The organism is Streptomyces sp. NBC_00207, from assembly GCF_045160965.1.
Lineage (GTDB): Bacteria > Actinomycetota > Actinomycetes > Streptomycetales > Streptomycetaceae > Streptomyces.
The window spans coordinates 393539-408175 of the sequence record NZ_CP130715.1; the positions used below are offsets into that span (position 1 = coordinate 393539).

Annotated in this window: 17 protein-coding genes and 1 pseudogene; 11 read left to right on the forward strand and 7 right to left on the reverse strand. The window is 69.0% G+C overall.

Annotation, left to right across the window (positions count from 1 at the left end):
- The first annotated feature begins 171 nt into the window (after positions 1-171).
- The 3 genes from OG472_RS02025 to OG472_RS02035 are packed head-to-tail and all read left to right on the forward strand — an operon-like array spanning position 172 to position 1084.
- Positions 172-423: a hypothetical protein gene (locus OG472_RS02025; RefSeq protein ID WP_405940745.1), complete on the forward strand. Its 252-nt coding sequence runs from the start codon at positions 172-174 to the stop codon at positions 421-423.
- Positions 420-590 carry a hypothetical protein gene (locus OG472_RS02030; protein WP_405940746.1) on the forward strand — a complete coding sequence of 57 codons (171 nt, stop codon included), beginning with the start codon at positions 420-422 and terminating at the stop codon, positions 588-590. Before OG472_RS02025 ends, OG472_RS02030 begins: the two co-directional genes overlap by 4 nt.
- A gap of 2 nt (positions 591-592) precedes the next feature.
- On the forward strand, positions 593-1084 hold the full coding sequence (locus OG472_RS02035) for a DUF6233 domain-containing protein (RefSeq protein ID WP_405940747.1): 492 nt from the start codon (positions 593-595) through the stop codon (positions 1082-1084).
- 7 nt (positions 1085-1091) lie between these two features.
- Here OG472_RS02035 and OG472_RS02040 read toward each other — a convergent pair whose 3' ends face one another.
- Positions 1092-1622 (reverse strand): hypothetical protein, encoded by a 531-nt coding sequence (locus OG472_RS02040; RefSeq protein WP_405940748.1) that lies wholly within the window; start codon positions 1620-1622, stop codon positions 1092-1094.
- Positions 1623-1718: 96 nt separating this feature from the next.
- Positions 1719-2012, reverse strand: a complete 294-nt coding sequence (locus OG472_RS02045) for a hypothetical protein (protein WP_405827280.1) — start codon at positions 2010-2012, stop codon at positions 1719-1721.
- Positions 2013-2451: 439 nt separating this feature from the next.
- Between OG472_RS02045 and OG472_RS02050 the strand changes: the two genes are divergently transcribed.
- Together OG472_RS02050 and OG472_RS02055 are read left to right on the forward strand one after the other, a co-directional pair.
- Entirely contained in the window at positions 2452-3399 is a 948-nt protein-coding gene (locus OG472_RS02050) for a hypothetical protein (RefSeq protein WP_405827282.1), read from the forward strand.
- A gap of 147 nt (positions 3400-3546) precedes the next feature.
- Entirely contained in the window at positions 3547-3726 is a 180-nt protein-coding gene (locus tag OG472_RS02055) for a hypothetical protein (protein ID WP_405827284.1), read from the forward strand.
- Here OG472_RS02055 and OG472_RS02060 read toward each other — a convergent pair.
- Complete coding sequence (locus OG472_RS02060; protein WP_405827286.1) at positions 3723-4127, reverse strand: hypothetical protein; 405 nt, start codon at positions 4125-4127, stop codon at positions 3723-3725. The two genes, OG472_RS02055 and OG472_RS02060, sit on opposite strands and share 4 nt — an antisense overlap.
- Before the next feature lie 302 nt (positions 4128-4429).
- Here OG472_RS02060 and OG472_RS02065 point away from each other — a divergent pair, with 302 nt between their 5' ends.
- From OG472_RS02065 to OG472_RS02075, 3 genes are all read left to right on the forward strand, one after another.
- Positions 4430-6166, forward strand: coding sequence for a LuxR C-terminal-related transcriptional regulator (locus OG472_RS02065; protein WP_405827288.1), 1737 nt, complete (start codon positions 4430-4432; stop codon positions 6164-6166).
- A gap of 153 nt (positions 6167-6319) precedes the next feature.
- Positions 6320-7699, forward strand: coding sequence for an FAD-binding oxidoreductase (locus OG472_RS02070; protein WP_405827289.1), 1380 nt, complete (start codon positions 6320-6322; stop codon positions 7697-7699).
- Positions 7700-8080: 381 nt separating this feature from the next.
- Complete coding sequence (locus OG472_RS02075) at positions 8081-8395, forward strand: hypothetical protein (RefSeq protein ID WP_405827291.1); 315 nt, start codon at positions 8081-8083, stop codon at positions 8393-8395.
- 202 nt (positions 8396-8597) lie between these two features.
- Here OG472_RS02075 and OG472_RS02080 read toward each other — a convergent pair whose 3' ends face one another.
- Positions 8598-9149 carry a hypothetical protein gene (locus OG472_RS02080; protein WP_327260190.1) on the reverse strand — a complete coding sequence of 184 codons (552 nt, stop codon included), beginning with the start codon at positions 9147-9149 and terminating at the stop codon, positions 8598-8600.
- Between the two features lie 11 nt (positions 9150-9160).
- Positions 9161-9604: pseudogene (locus tag OG472_RS02085) on the reverse strand (IS5 family transposase); the annotation flags it as partial.
- A 355-nt stretch (positions 9605-9959) separates the two neighbouring features.
- Between OG472_RS02085 and OG472_RS02090 the strand changes: the two are divergent.
- The 3 genes from OG472_RS02090 to OG472_RS02100 all read left to right on the forward strand — a co-directional run bounded on the left by OG472_RS02090 (position 9960) and on the right by OG472_RS02100 (position 12391).
- Positions 9960-10223 (forward strand): hypothetical protein, encoded by a 264-nt coding sequence (locus OG472_RS02090; RefSeq protein WP_405827295.1) that lies wholly within the window; start codon positions 9960-9962, stop codon positions 10221-10223.
- The gene (locus OG472_RS02095; protein WP_405827297.1) at positions 10220-10585 is read left to right on the forward strand and encodes a hypothetical protein; all 366 of its coding nucleotides are present in this window, start codon (positions 10220-10222) and stop codon (positions 10583-10585) included. The genes OG472_RS02090 and OG472_RS02095 overlap by 4 nt, the downstream gene beginning before the upstream one ends.
- 144 nt (positions 10586-10729) lie before the next feature.
- Entirely contained in the window at positions 10730-12391 is a 1662-nt protein-coding gene (locus OG472_RS02100) for a cytochrome bc complex cytochrome b subunit (RefSeq protein WP_405940749.1), read from the forward strand.
- Positions 12392-12402: 11 nt separating this feature from the next.
- On the opposite strand, the gene OG472_RS02105 is transcribed toward OG472_RS02100, so the two are convergent.
- Both OG472_RS02105 and ctaD read right to left on the reverse strand, forming a co-directional pair.
- Positions 12403-12792, reverse strand: coding sequence for a cytochrome c oxidase subunit 4 (locus tag OG472_RS02105; RefSeq protein WP_405827301.1), 390 nt, complete (start codon positions 12790-12792; stop codon positions 12403-12405).
- A complete protein-coding gene (ctaD, locus tag OG472_RS02110) occupies positions 12789-14465 on the reverse strand; it encodes a cytochrome c oxidase subunit I (RefSeq protein WP_405827302.1) in 1677 nt (558 codons plus the stop codon). Before ctaD ends, OG472_RS02105 begins: the two co-directional genes overlap by 4 nt.
- Between the last annotated feature and the right edge of the window lie 172 nt (positions 14466-14637).

A 14637-nucleotide genomic window follows, 5' to 3' on the forward strand; every position in this document is an offset into this window, starting at 1 on the left:
TACGCGCTCGGTCGCGCGGTCTTCGAGTGGCGGCCAGCCTGACCTGTAGGTCATTGGTCAGACTGGCCACCTATCGCGCTCACTGGCCAACTACGACGCTCAGTCACAACCACCGCGATGACGGAAGCGTGGCACTCGCGGAGAAAATCGAACACATGTTTCACTATCGGTGTGAGACCACCGTTCCGTTTCCCCGAGGACCTGATCATGCTCGAAAGGGCGTGGCAGCAGACGTACGCCGAGCTCGCGCAGGCCGGGGCCGGTACGACCGTGCTGCGGCGCCGGCTGATCGCCCTCTCCGGAACCCTGTGCACCCACCCCTACTGGGCGGCCCCCACCGCCTGGCGGACCGGCAGCGTCGAGCTGCGGCGCGCCGCCCGCACCCACACCTCCGCCCCGGCGGAAGGGGAGGCAGCAGCATGAGCGCGCAGACCACCGCCAAGCCCCGCCCGCAGGTCGTCACCTGGGCTCCCAGCCAGACCGGCCCCTGCGCCCGGTGTCACGCCTCGACGTGCCGCTACGGGGTGGGTGGGAACCCGCTCTGCACGTCGTACCGGCAGGCCCGGCAGGAGCAGTTCGCCCGCCCCTGACCGTGACCGAACCCCCGCCACCACCTGCACCGATCACGCTGCTCCTGCCCGACGGACAGGAAATCGGGCGCGTACTGCTCTACGAGCGACAGCAGCTCGACACCGGGCTGTGGATGTACCGCATCGGCGTCCCCCTGTGGCAGACGGCAGCCGGGGGCGAGGTCGAGCCGGCCGAGTACAGCACCTGGGTCACCTCCGAGCAGCTGCGCCCACTGCCCGGGATCGACCTCGGCCGCATCCCCGCCCACCCCCGTACCCGCACCTCGACGCCGACCCGGTGGGCGTGGCTGCTCGACGGCCGCGCCCACGGGCGGCCCGCCACCGTCCACGCCGAGGGCTGCCAGAACGCCACCGACCGCGCGCATCCCCTGGGCACGATGAAGGCGCTCGACGCACTCGCGCGCCCCGGCACGACGGCCTGCACCGAGTGCGACGCCGCCGAGGTACTGCTGCCGATCCTCGCCCACGGCCAGGACGACGTGCCCGGCGACTGATCACAGGTCAGACGGTCGGGGAGCCGGTGTAGTCGTGGCGTTGGTAGCCGTGTCCGTCACCGTGCCAGTCCAGGAACAGCACCGAGTCCCCCAGCGCTCCGCGGCCGGCTCGGTGGCTGATCGTCGGCGTTCGGTAGTGGCCGTCGTAGTTCGCGTTGGACGTGCTGTCCTCCAGCCGCTCCTCGAGCCCAGGGAAATCACGCTCGACCACCACAGGGTCGGTGCCCTCCCGAGATTGCTTGATCTGCAACCGCAGCTTGGCCCCGTCGAAGATCGTCGGGTCGTCCACCTCACGGAACGCCGGGCCGTCCCAGTTCACCTCGGCGTACGCGTACACGGTGCCGCCGGACCGGGCCGCGCACGTCCGTACCGTCACCTTCCAGTTGTCCGGCCACGGCCCGTCATAGCCGCTGTCGTCAATGTCCTTCGTGCTGCTCGCGCACCGGTAGGTCGGGGCGGCCGTGGCGCTGGGAGCGGCGGGCGCCGCCACCGCCACCACTGCCAGCGCGGCCACCGCCGCGCGCGTGATCGTGGTCATGCCCGGTCAATGCCGGACCCGCAGCTGCGACACGGCCCCGCCTCGAAACCGCCTCGGACGAGCGAACCCGGCGTCGGGCGTCGATCGCACGTCCGGTCAGCGGGAAGCGGGTACCGCTTCGGTCCAGGCGAGTACGTCGCGGCGGCGGTAGTCCTCGCCGAGGATGGCCAGCATGTCCGCCAGGCGGCCCGCGAGGTCGGCGGCCCTCTCCGGGGACTCCTTGCGGAGCAGGTGCCAGCAGGCGTGCGCGTTACGGGCCGTACGGATCGTGTCGGCCTCGGGGCGGTACCGGGCCGCCTGGCAGCGCAGGGCGGTCGTGATGAGCAGCTCCGTGGTCCCGTACCAGTCGGTGCGCTGGCAGAGGGTGAGCCAGGCCCGGGCGGTCAGCACGGTGATGGTGGCGGCGTCCTCGCCGAACCAGCCGGCCAGGGCGGTCTCCAGCTTGTAGGCGAGGGCGACCAGGTCGGGTTGCGCCTGGTTAGACGGGTAGAGGCGTCGCCGGACCCGTGCGACAGCTGTCGTGCACGTATGTGATCTCCCTTCAGCTTGCGGTTCGCTGCTGTGGAAGGGACGCGCTCGGTGAGGGCGGATCGTTTCTCGGTTCCCGGGATCGTGCCTACGAATTTCTGCGAATCGTTCAAGTCATTGGCCCGAATCGGCTCTTGAGGGCTCTTCAACGTTCTGATACACAAGCAGCTTCCTGACCCGCTGGACCTTCGGGGAATAGATGACCTCCGTACCGCCTCCGGTTCCTCCGCCCTTCGGCCCCGTGCCCCCGCCGCAGGCTCTGCCGCCAGCCAGGACGCCATGGTATAAGAATTCGAAGATCATGGCACCGCTGATTGCGGCCCTGATTCCAACCCTCATCTTCGGCACCATCACGGCGTGGCAAAGCGACCGGAATAATGAATCAAACGGCAAGAGCGCAGATAGTGCAGCATCGAGCGAGGCGCGCGAGAAGCGGAAAGAGGATCGGGAGAAATCCATTGCCACCGGTCCACCGGTTGCCATCACCATGGGAGCAACTGACTGGCTCGCGGTACAGTACGCATTCCCCAAGGCTACGCGCGACCTCGGCGCCATGAAGAACAAAGCAGACTTGGATGCGGAATTCGTAAAATGGCTTACGGCAAACGAAGCCAGGCCGATCCATCTTTACTCCGTACGATTCACCATCCGCGCACTGCGTGACGAAACGGCAATCATTCAGGATTTCAAGCTAAAAGATCCTGAATGCCCGAACAGTGTCCACAATACAATCGAAGATGCTCTCAACTCTCCACCGTCGATCCACGGCACTCTGGTTGACCCTCCTCCGATTGGCGGCCCTGGAGAAGACGTGTCAAGGACTGTCATCGGTTTTGAGGTAAGCCAGTACGATACGGTCGCCCGGTCCCTGTGGAGGGGCTACCCCAAGGCCGTCACCGCGGACAGCGGGAAGACGGGGTTCGAGGTCAAGTTTGGCAAGCGGTTTACGGAGCGGCCCATTTCCTTGAATCAGAAGGACGCCCGCACCTTCGATGTCTACTTCGCATCCGGACTCGATTGCACCTTCGGGCTTGAAGTCAACGTGACGAGCGGATCAGATGATCTCTGGATTCCGCTCAAGGTCGGGGCCCTGGGGGAGGAACGCGCATCTATCGCAGGCGCACATACGACGTACGACACGTTCGCGAAGCCCAAATTCAGCGGAGACGGCATGGAGCTGGCGAACCCGAAGGAAGGGTATGTTCCTGAGCTTCATGTGACTGGAGACGACATCTCCGAAGGTTCCTAACGTCGATCATTCGCTGCGGCCCGTCGGCTCGCCCGGCGAACTGCTTCGTCTCTTTCGTTTGACAACGACCACGGCGAGTTTGTCCCACTGCCGCGCCGAAAGTCCACAGGCCGAGCCCCCTCCGCCCAGGTCGTCGACCTCCTGGCCATGCTCGAGAAATCCGTCACCGACGCCAAGGCCGCCCGCGCCGGCATCAAGGACGCAGAGGTGCACGACCTCCCCTCGGCCAAGAGGACCGCGAAGAAGGCCACGAAGCGGGCCCCGGCGAGGAACGTGCCGGCCGCCGCGAAGAAGGCGGCCGCCAAGCGGAAGCCGCGCAGCGCCTAGAACTGGGCCCTGTCCCCGATGTCCTTCACCCTCTCGCAGGCCATGCGGTCGATGTCCTTGAAGCGGACACAGATCTTCGATTCGGCGTCCCACCGGTCGTGGTTCCACGTGTAGCTGAGCGTCTTGCCCACGCGGGTCGCCGTCGCGGGGTTCTTGTCGAAGGCGTACCGCTTGCCGTTCACGTACAAGGACACCTGGCGCGTCTTCACGTGCTTCGGCGGGTTGGTCCAGATCGCGGTCGGGGTGTTCCAGACGTTGGAGCCCTCCAGCCGGATACAGACCTGGGGGCCGGAGAAGTGGTGGGTGCAGGAGCTGGAGTCCGCGGCAGCCGGCCCCGCTGTCGACAGGACCGAGGCGACCGCCAGGACGGCCGCCGTGTTCAGATAAATGATCTTCCGCATGCCTGCCCAACAGGCAGACGCAGCCGACGCGACACGGCTGTGCCGCGAAGTCCACCCCGACGAGCACCCGATCAAGACGGGATGTCCACGGGGCGGGCCCTTCCGCAGGAAAGCCCAAGACACCGCCGTTCCTGCCGCGCCCGTGTTGCGCGCTCTCGAGCCCCTGATCCTGGTCTCACCGCCGGCTTCCGGGCCGCTGGACGATCGGACAAGCCGCCGGGTTCCTGCGTCAGGAACCTGCCGTCGTCGCCGCGTCGCCGCGCGGCGATGCGACCCTCTGCGCCGCTCCTATGCTGGTGAGCGTGGGCAGTCAGCCACGGGCGGCGGCGCCGAAAGCGGCCGCGTACACCGTCCGGCAGGCACAGGACGCGATCGCCCGGGAAGCGTGGGGCGAGGCGTACGCGCTGCTCGACGGCTTGGACCCCGGGCTGCTGGGCCCCGATGACCTCGCCGCGCTCGCCGACGCCGCCTGGTGGACCGGCCGGGTCGAGGAGTCGCTCACGGCGCGGGCCCGCGCGTACGCCGGTTACGCCGCCGCGGGCGCCCCCCGCCAGGCCGGATACTGCGCATGGATGCTCTACTACGAGCACCGGCTCGCCGGACGGTCCGGGTCGGCCGCAGGCTGGCTGCGCCGGGCACGCGAACAGCTCGGCGGCGCACCCGAATGCGCCGAACAGTGTTTGCTGGCCTGGGTCGAGGCGCAGGAGGCCCAGGAGCGCGGCGCCTTCGAGGAGGCGACGGCCTCCGCCCGGCGGATGGCCGCCGTCGCCCGGCGGTGCGGCAGCACCGACCTGTACGCGATGAGCATCCACGCGCAGGCCGCCGTCCTGCTCGCCCAGGGCCGGGTCGCCGACGGCCTCGCGATGCTCGATGAGGCCATGTGCGCCGCTGCGGCCGGCGAGCTCAGCTCCTTCTACACCGGCTGGATCTACTGCCTGGGCCTCCAGCAGTGCATGGCCTGCGCCGACTTCGCGCGGGCCGTCGAGTGGACGGACGCGGCCATGGCCTGGTGCGCCTCCATGCCCCGCGAGAACAACTTCCGCGGGCTGTGCCGGGTCCACCGGGTGGAGGTGCTGGAGCTGCGCGGAGCCTGGCCGCAGGCGCTCGACGAGGCCGAGCTGACCTGCATGGAGCTGCTGCCGAACGAGCCCCGGATCGCCGCCGAGGCCTGCTACCTGACCGCCGAGATCCACCGGCGGTGCGGCGCGTACACCGAGGCGGAGGCTGCCTACGGCCGGGCGCACGAACTCGGCCGCGACCCGCAGCCCGGCCTGGCCCTGCTCCGGCTCGCCCAAGGCAGGGCGGAAGCCGCGGCCGCCGCCCTGTGGCTGCCCACATCCGCAGCCGGCGCGCCCGGTGCCGTCGGCACCACCGGGGCAGGCGAGGCGACCGAGGACCCCGGGGACGGCCGCCTGCTCGAACGGGGCCGACTGCTCGCCGCCCGCACCGAGACGGCCCTCGCCCTCAGCCGGCTCGACAAGGCCCGCACGGCGGCGCGGGAGCTGGCCCGCCTTGCCGACTCCTGGCAGCGGCGGCGCGCGTCCGCCACCACCCCCCTGCACGCGAGCGCCGCGGCAGCGGAAGGCACGGTGGCCTTCGCCGAGGGCGACCTCCCGACAGCGCTGGCCCTGCTGCGCCGGGCGCTGCGGCTCTGGCTGGAGCTGGCGGTCCCGTACGAGGCAGGCCAGGTCAGGATGACCCTGGCCGCTGCCGAACGAGCGGCGGGCGACCTGGACGGTGCCCGTATGGAGCTGCGGGCTGCACGGGCGGCCTTCGACGGACTGGGCGCCGTACCGGACGCGCGCCGGGCGGCCGTCCTCCTCGACGCGATGGCGGAGCGCGGCTCCGGGGAGCTGACCCTGCGGGAGACGGAGGTGCTGCGCCTGGTCGCGCGGGGCGGGACCAACCGGTCCATCGCCGCCGAGCTGGTGATCAGCGAGCACACGGTCGCCCGCCACGTGAACAACATCTACGCCAAGCTGGACGTCTCCTCCCGGGCCGCCGCCACCGCGTACGCGTACACGCACGGCCTGGTCTGAGCCCCCGCCACGGACCCCGGCCGACGTGGGAATGGGCCGTTCCGCCCATGCCCCACCACCGCCGGAATGGGCAGTTCCGGGGATGCGCGGCCGTCGGCGCGGCGCCTACAACGGAAGCAGGACTCCCGGAACGACCGAAGGCAGGTGGCAGCCATGACCACCACTGGCACTGCCCCACCAGTGGAGCGACTGCGTGAGACCGTCCACGGCGGCGTCGCAGCACCCGGCGACCCCGGCTACGACGAGGCCCGCAAGGTCTACAACGCCGTGCACGACAAGCACCCGGCGGTCGTCGTCGGCGCCGCCGATGCGGCAGACGTGATCGAAACGGTCGGCTTCGCCCGCGACGAGGGCCTGACCCTCGCCGTGCGCGGCGGCGGCCACGGCGTCGCGGGCCCCGGTACCTGCGACGACGGCGTCGTCCTGGACCTCGCGCGGATGCGGGGAATCCGAGTCGACCCTCAGACCCGTACCGCCCGCGCCCAGGGCGGCTGCACCTGGGCCGACGTCAACCACGCCACCCACGCCTTCGGCCTGGCCACCACCGGCGGGATGGTTTCCACCACCGGCATCGGCGGCCTCACCACCGGCGGGGGCATGGGCTACCTGGCCCGGTGCTGCGGCCTGGCCTGCGACAACCTGCTCTCGGCCGACGTCGTCACCGCCGACGGCAGCTTCCGCACCTGTGCCGAGGACCGCGAGGCGGACCTGCTGTGGGCGCTGCGCGGCGGAGGCGGCAACTTCGGCGTGGTCACCTCCTTCGAGTACCGGCTGCACCCCGCGGGTGACATCCTCGGCGGGCCGACCTTCTACCCCCTCGACGGCGACGTGATCCGCCGCTACCGGCAGCTGATCGCCGACTCGGCGGAGGAGCTCGGCGCGATCCTCGCGGTGGGGCTCGGCCCGCCCGTCCCGTTCCTGCCCGAACGCTGGCACGGGCGGCCGGTGTGTGGGGTGATCCTGTGCTGGACCGGCCCCGAGGACCAGGACGACCGGGTGCGGGCCATGCTCGCAGAGCTCGGCCCGGTGCTGGGGCAGCACGTGGGCCGGATCCCGTACCCCGTGATCAACACGCTCTTCGACGAGCTGGTGCCGCCGGGCCTGTTCCACTACTGGAAGGGAACGTTCAGTGAGGACCTACCGGACGGCCTGATCGACGCCCACGTCGAGTTCGGGGCAGCCACCCCGTCCATTCAGAGCGTCACCATCGTCTTCCCCATCGACGGCGCGTGCGGGCGGGTCGGCCGTACGGACACGGCATTCTCCTACCGGGACGCCCTGTTCTCGACCGCGCTCAACCTCACCATGACCAACCGGGAGGACATGGAGGCCCAGAAGGACTGGATCCGCGGCTACTACGCGGCGCTGGAGCCGTACTCGGCCGACGGCGGCGGCTACGTGAACTTCATGGACGGCGACGACCAAGGCAAGGTACGCGCCAACTACCGTGAGAATTCGGGTCGGTTGCGTGAGCTCAAGCGCCGCTACGACCCGGGCAACCTGTTCCGGCTCAACCACAACATCGCTCCGTAAGGGGTCCCGGCAGGGCTGTGGCAGACAGCGTACGACCGCATGCGGCTGGCCGCCGCGGGCGATGGTGGTGCCGTGCCAGGCCACCTTTCCGGTTGGCGGCCTGGTCCCGTTTTTCCGGGATGACTGCCTTGATACCGCGTCTGCGCAGGTAGGAGCGATTGCCGCAGGATGAGTAGGCCTATGGACCTTGCTGGTCAGCCCGCCCCGGGACCTGCCAAGCAGGGCCTTCTCGGACGGCGCGTTCACGGGCGGCGCTCTTCGCGTGCTTGTCGGGATGCAGTTTCGGCAGGCCATACTCATGGAGCCCCCGGAGAACCTGGCAACAATCTGAGTCGCCTGGGAGACTCCCGGGTCTGGTTCTCGGGCCGCGACGACTGCTACGTGTTGTTGGAGAGCCGCGACCCCGCCCTGCCGGCCGCGGTCCTGGCGCGGCTGCTGACCCTGGCTGGCTCCGCCCTCGCCGAGGAGTCTTTCTCGCGCGTTCCCGAGCCCGGGCCCTGGCTACCCGAGCAGCTGATCGCCACCGCACCCCACTGGATCGGAGCCCTGGGCAACGTCACCGAGGATCTGGTCCCTATCAGGCTGGCTGCCCTGCCAGGCCCGTGGCGGCTGGGCGTCTCGTTCCCGCAACAGACGGACCTCACCGCGACGCTCGACGTACGTCACGGCACCTGGCAGATCTCGCCCGCGGAGTAACGCGAGAAGCCACCCCGGCGAGGTGCCGAATGTCAGCGATGGCAGTTCACGCAGCCTACGGAGCGGCACCCGGAGGTTGAGCCGGGCCGGGTCCGATCCTTGTCTTCCTGACCGGCCACGGGGTGCCATCGGACTTTGTCTCACTGCCCTGCGGGCCAACCAAATCGCTCAGCCAGGCCAACTTAGACATCGTTTCTCTTGGTCAGCTGTCCTGCCGGCGCCCGAGCAAACGGCCCTGCTCCTGCTTCAGGCCCGCGAACCGGTGCCGCGCGTATGCGGCTATCTCCTCACTGGGGAAGGGCACCACGGACAGGTGCTGGTCATAGCTCCCCTGCTCCCACCGGGCGGCTGTGATCTCATAGCCGGAAACGTGGGCGCACAGCTGAAGCAGAATCGGCGGCATCTCTGGTTCGCTCAAGAGGTCAGCGTGCTTGATGACGAGGTCGCGCATCGCCTGAATGTTCGGGAGGAAGACGGTCCTGACCCACAACCGCCATTCGGCGAGTTCCTCGTCGGAAGGCGGTATCTCATGCACGAAGGGCGACCTGCCGTCAGGACGAGCGTTGCGCTCCATGAACGCGCCGAAGATGCGGCTGTTGGCTTCCGTGAGGGCGAACAGCGGTCCGTAGAAATCGCTGAGCTGCCGATTCAAGCGAGCGAGGCGTTCTTGGCGCTGCGACAGGCGCAAGCCGTTGAGATAGGTGGCTACATAGCCGACGAACGCCAGCGCGATGGTGACGACTACTGTGATCATGAGAGGCGATGCTAGTGAGTATCACCTCCCTTGGTCAGCCTGCGGCAGCAGATCAGGGTCGCCGCGATCCCGGCGAAGGCGAGGAAGTGCTCGGCCTTGCGTTCGTAGCGGCAGTGGAGTCGACGGCAGCCGGCGAGCCAGGAGACGGTCCTCTCGATGACCCAGCGGTGACGGCCCAACCGCTGTAAAGACTCGATGCCCTTGCGGGCGATGCGGTGCCGAATACCTCGCTTGCGCAGCCAGCAGCGGAGATGGTCGTAGTCGTAGCCCTTGTCCGCGTGGAGCTTGCCAGGACGCCGTCGACGAGGTCCTCGGCGGGATCGGATCGGTGGAATGCCACGCACGAGCGGTTCGAGGCCCTGACTGTCGTGCATGTTGGCGTCGGAGGTGCCAAGCGACAGCGGCAGGCCGTTGCGGTCGGTGATCAGGTGGATTTTCGATCCTGACTTCGCGCGGAGAGGACAACTGCTGCCGCTCCCCCACCGCCAGCCTCTTGTCCCGTGGTCTCGGCCCGCCTATCGGCCGGGTTCGGGAGGCAAGGCGGGTTCACCAGGTTGAGACGGGCGGCCGGGTGCGCGGGGCAGCTCGGCTTGTTCGGCGATGGCGAGGATACGGTCGGCCGTCTCCCGGCCAATGGCCTCGACGTCCGCCAGCCGGGGCCCGCCGGGCTCGCAGGCTAGATCGACGGTGAGGGTCAGGTCGTCCACGACAGTCACCCGGGTGGTGTTGCCACCGCTCCGGCGGCGTGGAAGGGAGCCCGTATGCCGTTCTGCTATCCACGGGTACCAGCACCTAGCTATGGTGGTGTGTATGGCAAAGCAGACGAATATCCGACTCGACGAGGCTGTCAAAGCGGCCGCCGAGGACCGGGCCAAGCGCCGTGGACTGAGCCTGCAGGGGTACGTGGCCGACTTGATCGAAGCCGATGTGAACCAGTCACGTGCCGCCTTCATGGCCGGCGCCGCGACATTCCTGGCCGGGTACGCGGACGCTTTCGAGGCGGAGCTCGGTGAAGATCGGTACCCCGGTCTTCCGCAGGGGCAGGCGGACAGCGCGCCGAGGGACGCGGCGTGAATCTCCGCATCGATCTCGCCTGGATCTTGGCAGTGGCGCAGCAGATCCCGGGAGATCCCCAGGTCGTCGACTATGGCGTGCCAGTCGCAGCGGAAGCACGTCATCGGGCGGAAGTCTTGGACCGCGAGGTCTATCCCGACCCCCATCACAAGGCCGCGGCGCTGCTGTGCGAGCTGGCGAGGAACCCTAGCCTGGAGGTGAGGAACCTGCTGTTCGCGGCCACAGTGACCGCGGCCTACCTGTCGGCGTGTGGCCTTCCGGTGAGCCCCGGTCTGGATACGGTTCTCCCCTTGGCCCGCGCGGCCCGGGACGGGCTCCCGGTGCGAGAGGTCGCCGCTCAGATCAAGACCTGGACGAGCTGATCCACAAGCCCACAATCGCCAGATCCACCCAGTACGACAGGGGCCGATCACGTGGTTTCAGGCGGACCGGTCGCGTGCCTCCCCCTGGAGCTCCCGCAGAAGGGCCATGCTCCGCGCAAGGGAACCTGATGCGCGGAGGGTGCGGTGCTGTCGAAGAGGACACGGGTCCGCGCCGCGCGGCGGACGGGCCGGGCGGCGCACCGTTCGTTCAGCGGGCTGGATGAGCGCCTGCCGCTCGCCGAGGCGGCACGGACCACCGTGCGCAAGGTCTTCCCGGACCACTGGTCATTCCTCCTCGGAGAGATCGCCCTCTATGGCCTGCTCGTCCTGCTCCTGACCGGCACCTGGCTCACGTTCTTCTTCCAGCCGTCGATGCAGGACACGGTCTACGCAGGTCCGTACGCCCCGCTGCGCGGGCTGCCGGTCTCCGAGGCGTACGCGTCCACCCTGCGCATCAGCTTCGAGGTGCGCGGCGGCCTGCTGATCCGCCAGATGCACCACTGGGCGGCGCTGCTGTTCGTGTTCGCGATCGGCGCCCACCTGCTGCGCATCTTCCTCACGGGCGCGTTCCGCCGGCCGAGGGAGGCGAACTGGGTCGTCGGGGTGACCATGCTGCTGCTGGCCATGGTGGAGGGCTTCGCCGGTTACTCCCTGCCGGACGACCTGCTGTCGGGTACGGGGCTGCGGACCGCCCAGGGGATCATGCTGTCCGTGCCCGTGGCCGGGACGTATCTGTCCTTCTTCGCCTTCGGCGGCGAGTACCCAGGGCAGGACATCGTCGCGCGCCTGTATCCCGTCCACATCCTCCTGGTGCCCGGTCTGCTCGTGGGGCTGGTCTCCCTGCACCTACTGCTGGTTGTGCACCTGAAGCACACTCAGTGGGCGGGTCCCGGCCGCACCGGCCGCAACGTCGTGGGGAAGCCGTTCTTCCCGCACTACGTCGCGAAGTCCGCCGGGCTGTTCTTCCTGACCTCCGCAGTCCTCGCCGTCCTCGGCGCGCTCGCCCAGATCAACCCGGTCTGGGCGTACGGCCCGTACCGGACGGACGTGGTGTCCACGGGTGCGCAGCCGGACTGGTACGTCGGCTTCCTGGAGGGTGCGCTGCGCCTGATGCCTGGGGTCGAGACCCGGCTGTGGGGGCACACGCTCATGTGGAATCCACTGGTCCCCGGCGTCCTCCTTCCCGGTCTGTTGTTCGCCGGCCTGTACGGGTACCCGTTCTTCGAGCGGTGGATCACCGGCAGCCACGGCGAGCGCCATGTGTGCGACCGGCCCCGGAACCGCCCCGCCCGGACTGCCCTGGGTATCGCCGTCCTCACCTCGTACGCCGTACTGCTCCTGGCCGGTGCTCAGGACATCGCCGCCTTCATCACCGAGATTTCGGTTCAGGCCATCACCTGGACCCTGCGCTGCGCGGTCGTGCTCCTGCCTCCCCTCTCGTTCTGGCTCACCCGTCGCCTGTGCCTCGCGCTTCAGGCCCGCGATGCCGAGCAGCTGGTGCACGGAACGGAGAGCGGCGAGGTGCGCGAGAGCGTGGAAGGCGGCTTCGGGGCCGGGCGCGTACCGCTGCCCACCGAACAGCGCCACGTCAACGCCGTGTACGAAGTGAACACCCCGCTGCCGGGGCAGTCCGCCGCGCCTGCCTCGGCGCGGGGGACGTGGCCGGCCCGTCTGCGCGATGCCCTCAGCCGCTGGTACTACGCCGACCGGTTGCGGTCCCCGCTCAGCACGGAGGACCACCTGCGGGCACAGGACATGATCGCCGGACCGGACGAGCCCGTCCGGGAGCGGGCGGACCGGACCTGAAAGAGCCGGGCTCAGCTGTCCGCACGGCGCGGCCGGAAGACGAACCCGAACACCCCGGGTGCGAGGACGCCGAAGCCGATCAGGGCCAGCCACAGACCCTGCACGACTCCGAGCCCGATCAGCGCGGCTCCCACCGCAGAGACCACGGGGGCGTAACTGCGTGCGGGGAAGAAGAAGCGGCGGTCGCCGCCTCCGGCGACTTCCGCCGTCCCGTCGTCCTCGGGCCGCCGCCCGTCGCGGTAGAACTGCCGCCACATGAAGGCGGCGACGAGGGCGGACATCAGGAGCGAGACCACGAGCGCGGAGATGCCTGCCGGATCGTCGGACAGCGCCGCGTAGATGCCTCCGGTCAGCGCGAAGAACACCGCGACCCCGGTGAACAGCCAGGCTTCCGCTCTCATCGCTGCCTCACCTTCGGGTGGTGCAGATCGAAGGCGGGCGAGTCCGAGCGGATACGGGGCAGCGCGTGGAAGTTGTGCCGGGGCGGCGGAGAGCCGGTCGCCCATTCCAGGGAACGTCCCCACCCCCACGGGTCGTCCGACGTGACAGGGACGCCGTTGCGGGCCGTGCGCCAGACGTTGTAGAGGAAGGGCAGGGTCGAGAGCCCCAGCAGGAACGCCCCGATCGTGGACAGCGTGTTCAGGAGGGTGAATCCGTCGGCCGCGAGGTAGTCGGCGTAGCGTCGGGGCATCCCCTGCTCCCCCAGCCAGTGCTGGACGAGGAAGGTGAGCTGGAAGCCGACGAACAGCGTCCAGAAATGGATCTTCCCCAGGCGTTCGTCGAGCATCCGGCCGGTGAACTTGGGCCACCAGAAGTAGAAGCCGGCGAACGTGGCGAAGACGATCGTGCCGAACAGCACGTAGTGGAGGTGTGCCACGACGAAATAGCTGTCGGTGAGGTGGAAGTCCATCGGCGGGGAGGCGACGAGCACCCCGGTCAGCCCGCCCAGAAGGAAGGTGACGAGGAAGCCGATGCACCACAGCATCGGCGTCTCGAACGACAGCGAGCCGTTCCACATCGTCCCGATCCAGTTGAAGAACTTCACCCCGGTCGGCACGGCGATCAGGAAGGAGAGCAGCGAGAAGAACGGCAGCAGCACCGCCCCCGTGGCGAACATGTGGTGCGCCCACACCGTCGCCGACAACCCCGTGATCGCCATCGTCGCGCCGACCAGCGCGACGTACCCGAAGATCGGCTTCCTGCTGAACACCGGCAGAATCTCGCTGACCACCCCGAAGAACGGCAGCGCGACAATGTAGACCTCCGGATGGCCGAAGAACCAGAACAGGTGCTGCCACAGCAGCGCCCCGCCGTTCGCGGCGTCGAAGACGTGCGCGCCGAACTTCCGATCGGCCTCCAGGGCCAGGAGGGCGGCCGTGAGCACGGGGAAGGCGAGCAGCGCCAGGATGGAGGTGAACAGCACGTTCCAGGTGAAGATCGGCATCCGGAAGAGGGTCATGCCCGGTGCGCGCAGGCACACGATGGTGGTGATGAAGTTGACCGACCCCAGGATGGTGCTCAGTCCGGACACCGCCAGGCCCATGACCCAGAGGTCCGCGCCGACGCCCGGGGAGAAGACGGCTCCGTTAAGGGGCGCGTACGCGAACCAGCCGAAGGCGGCCGAGCCGTTCGCCGTCAGGAATCCGCTGACCACCATGAGCCCGCCGAACAGGTACACCCAGTAGGTGAAGGCGTTCAGGCGCGGGAACGCGACATCGGGGGCACCGATCTGCAGGGGCATCACAGCGTTGGCGAAGCCCGTGAAGGTAGGGGTCGCAAACAGCAGCATCATGATCGTGCCGTGCACCGTGAACAGCTGGTTGTACTGCTCGGCCGAGACGATCTGCAGACCGGGACGCGCCAGTTCCGCCCGCATCAGCAGTGCCAGCACCCCTGCGAACAGGAAGAACCCGAACGCGGTGACGAGGTACATGTATCCGATCACCTTGTGGTCGGTGGTCGACAGCACCTCCTGCACACGGACACCGACGGCCGCCCTACGGTGCCCCTCGTCGGGCCTGGCCGTCCCAGCCACGGACCCCGAGGTCGCCACACCCTCCTCGATCGACACCATGGGCCTCCCCGCAGGACGCACTCCGGCCGCGCCCTCGCAGCCTCTCGCCAACCCTGGCAGCCCGCGACCCCGCCCGGCGGTAGGCCCCCGGCGCGCCGTCCCCGCCGGTGTCCAGGCGCCGGGCAATCGGGTGAGGGAGCCCGGCGTCGTCGAAAAGGGGAAGCGCGGCGGA

What these genes read in the sequence shown, in the direction of transcription:
- OG472_RS02090 (WP_405827295.1), top strand. Translation starts at nt 9,960, where the DNA reads ATGGCAAAGCAGACGAATATCCGACTCGACGAGGCTGTCAAAGCGGCC.
- OG472_RS02040 (WP_405940748.1), bottom strand. Translation starts at nt 1,622, where the DNA reads ATGACCACGATCACGCGCGCGGCGGTGGCCGCGCTGGCAGTGGTGGCG.
- OG472_RS02070 (WP_405827289.1), top strand. Translation starts at nt 6,320, where the DNA reads ATGACCACCACTGGCACTGCCCCACCAGTGGAGCGACTGCGTGAGACC.
- OG472_RS02055 (WP_405827284.1), top strand. Translation starts at nt 3,547, where the DNA reads ATGCTCGAGAAATCCGTCACCGACGCCAAGGCCGCCCGCGCCGGCATC.
- OG472_RS02030 (WP_405940746.1), top strand. Translation starts at nt 420, where the DNA reads ATGAGCGCGCAGACCACCGCCAAGCCCCGCCCGCAGGTCGTCACCTGG.
- OG472_RS02105 (WP_405827301.1), bottom strand. Translation starts at nt 12,792, where the DNA reads ATGAGAGCGGAAGCCTGGCTGTTCACCGGGGTCGCGGTGTTCTTCGCG.
- ctaD (WP_405827302.1), bottom strand. Translation starts at nt 14,465, where the DNA reads ATGGTGTCGATCGAGGAGGGTGTGGCGACCTCGGGGTCCGTGGCTGGG.
- OG472_RS02060 (WP_405827286.1), bottom strand. Translation starts at nt 4,127, where the DNA reads ATGCGGAAGATCATTTATCTGAACACGGCGGCCGTCCTGGCGGTCGCC.
- OG472_RS02080 (WP_327260190.1), bottom strand. Translation starts at nt 9,149, where the DNA reads ATGATCACAGTAGTCGTCACCATCGCGCTGGCGTTCGTCGGCTATGTA.
- OG472_RS02050 (WP_405827282.1), top strand. Translation starts at nt 2,452, where the DNA reads ATGGCACCGCTGATTGCGGCCCTGATTCCAACCCTCATCTTCGGCACC.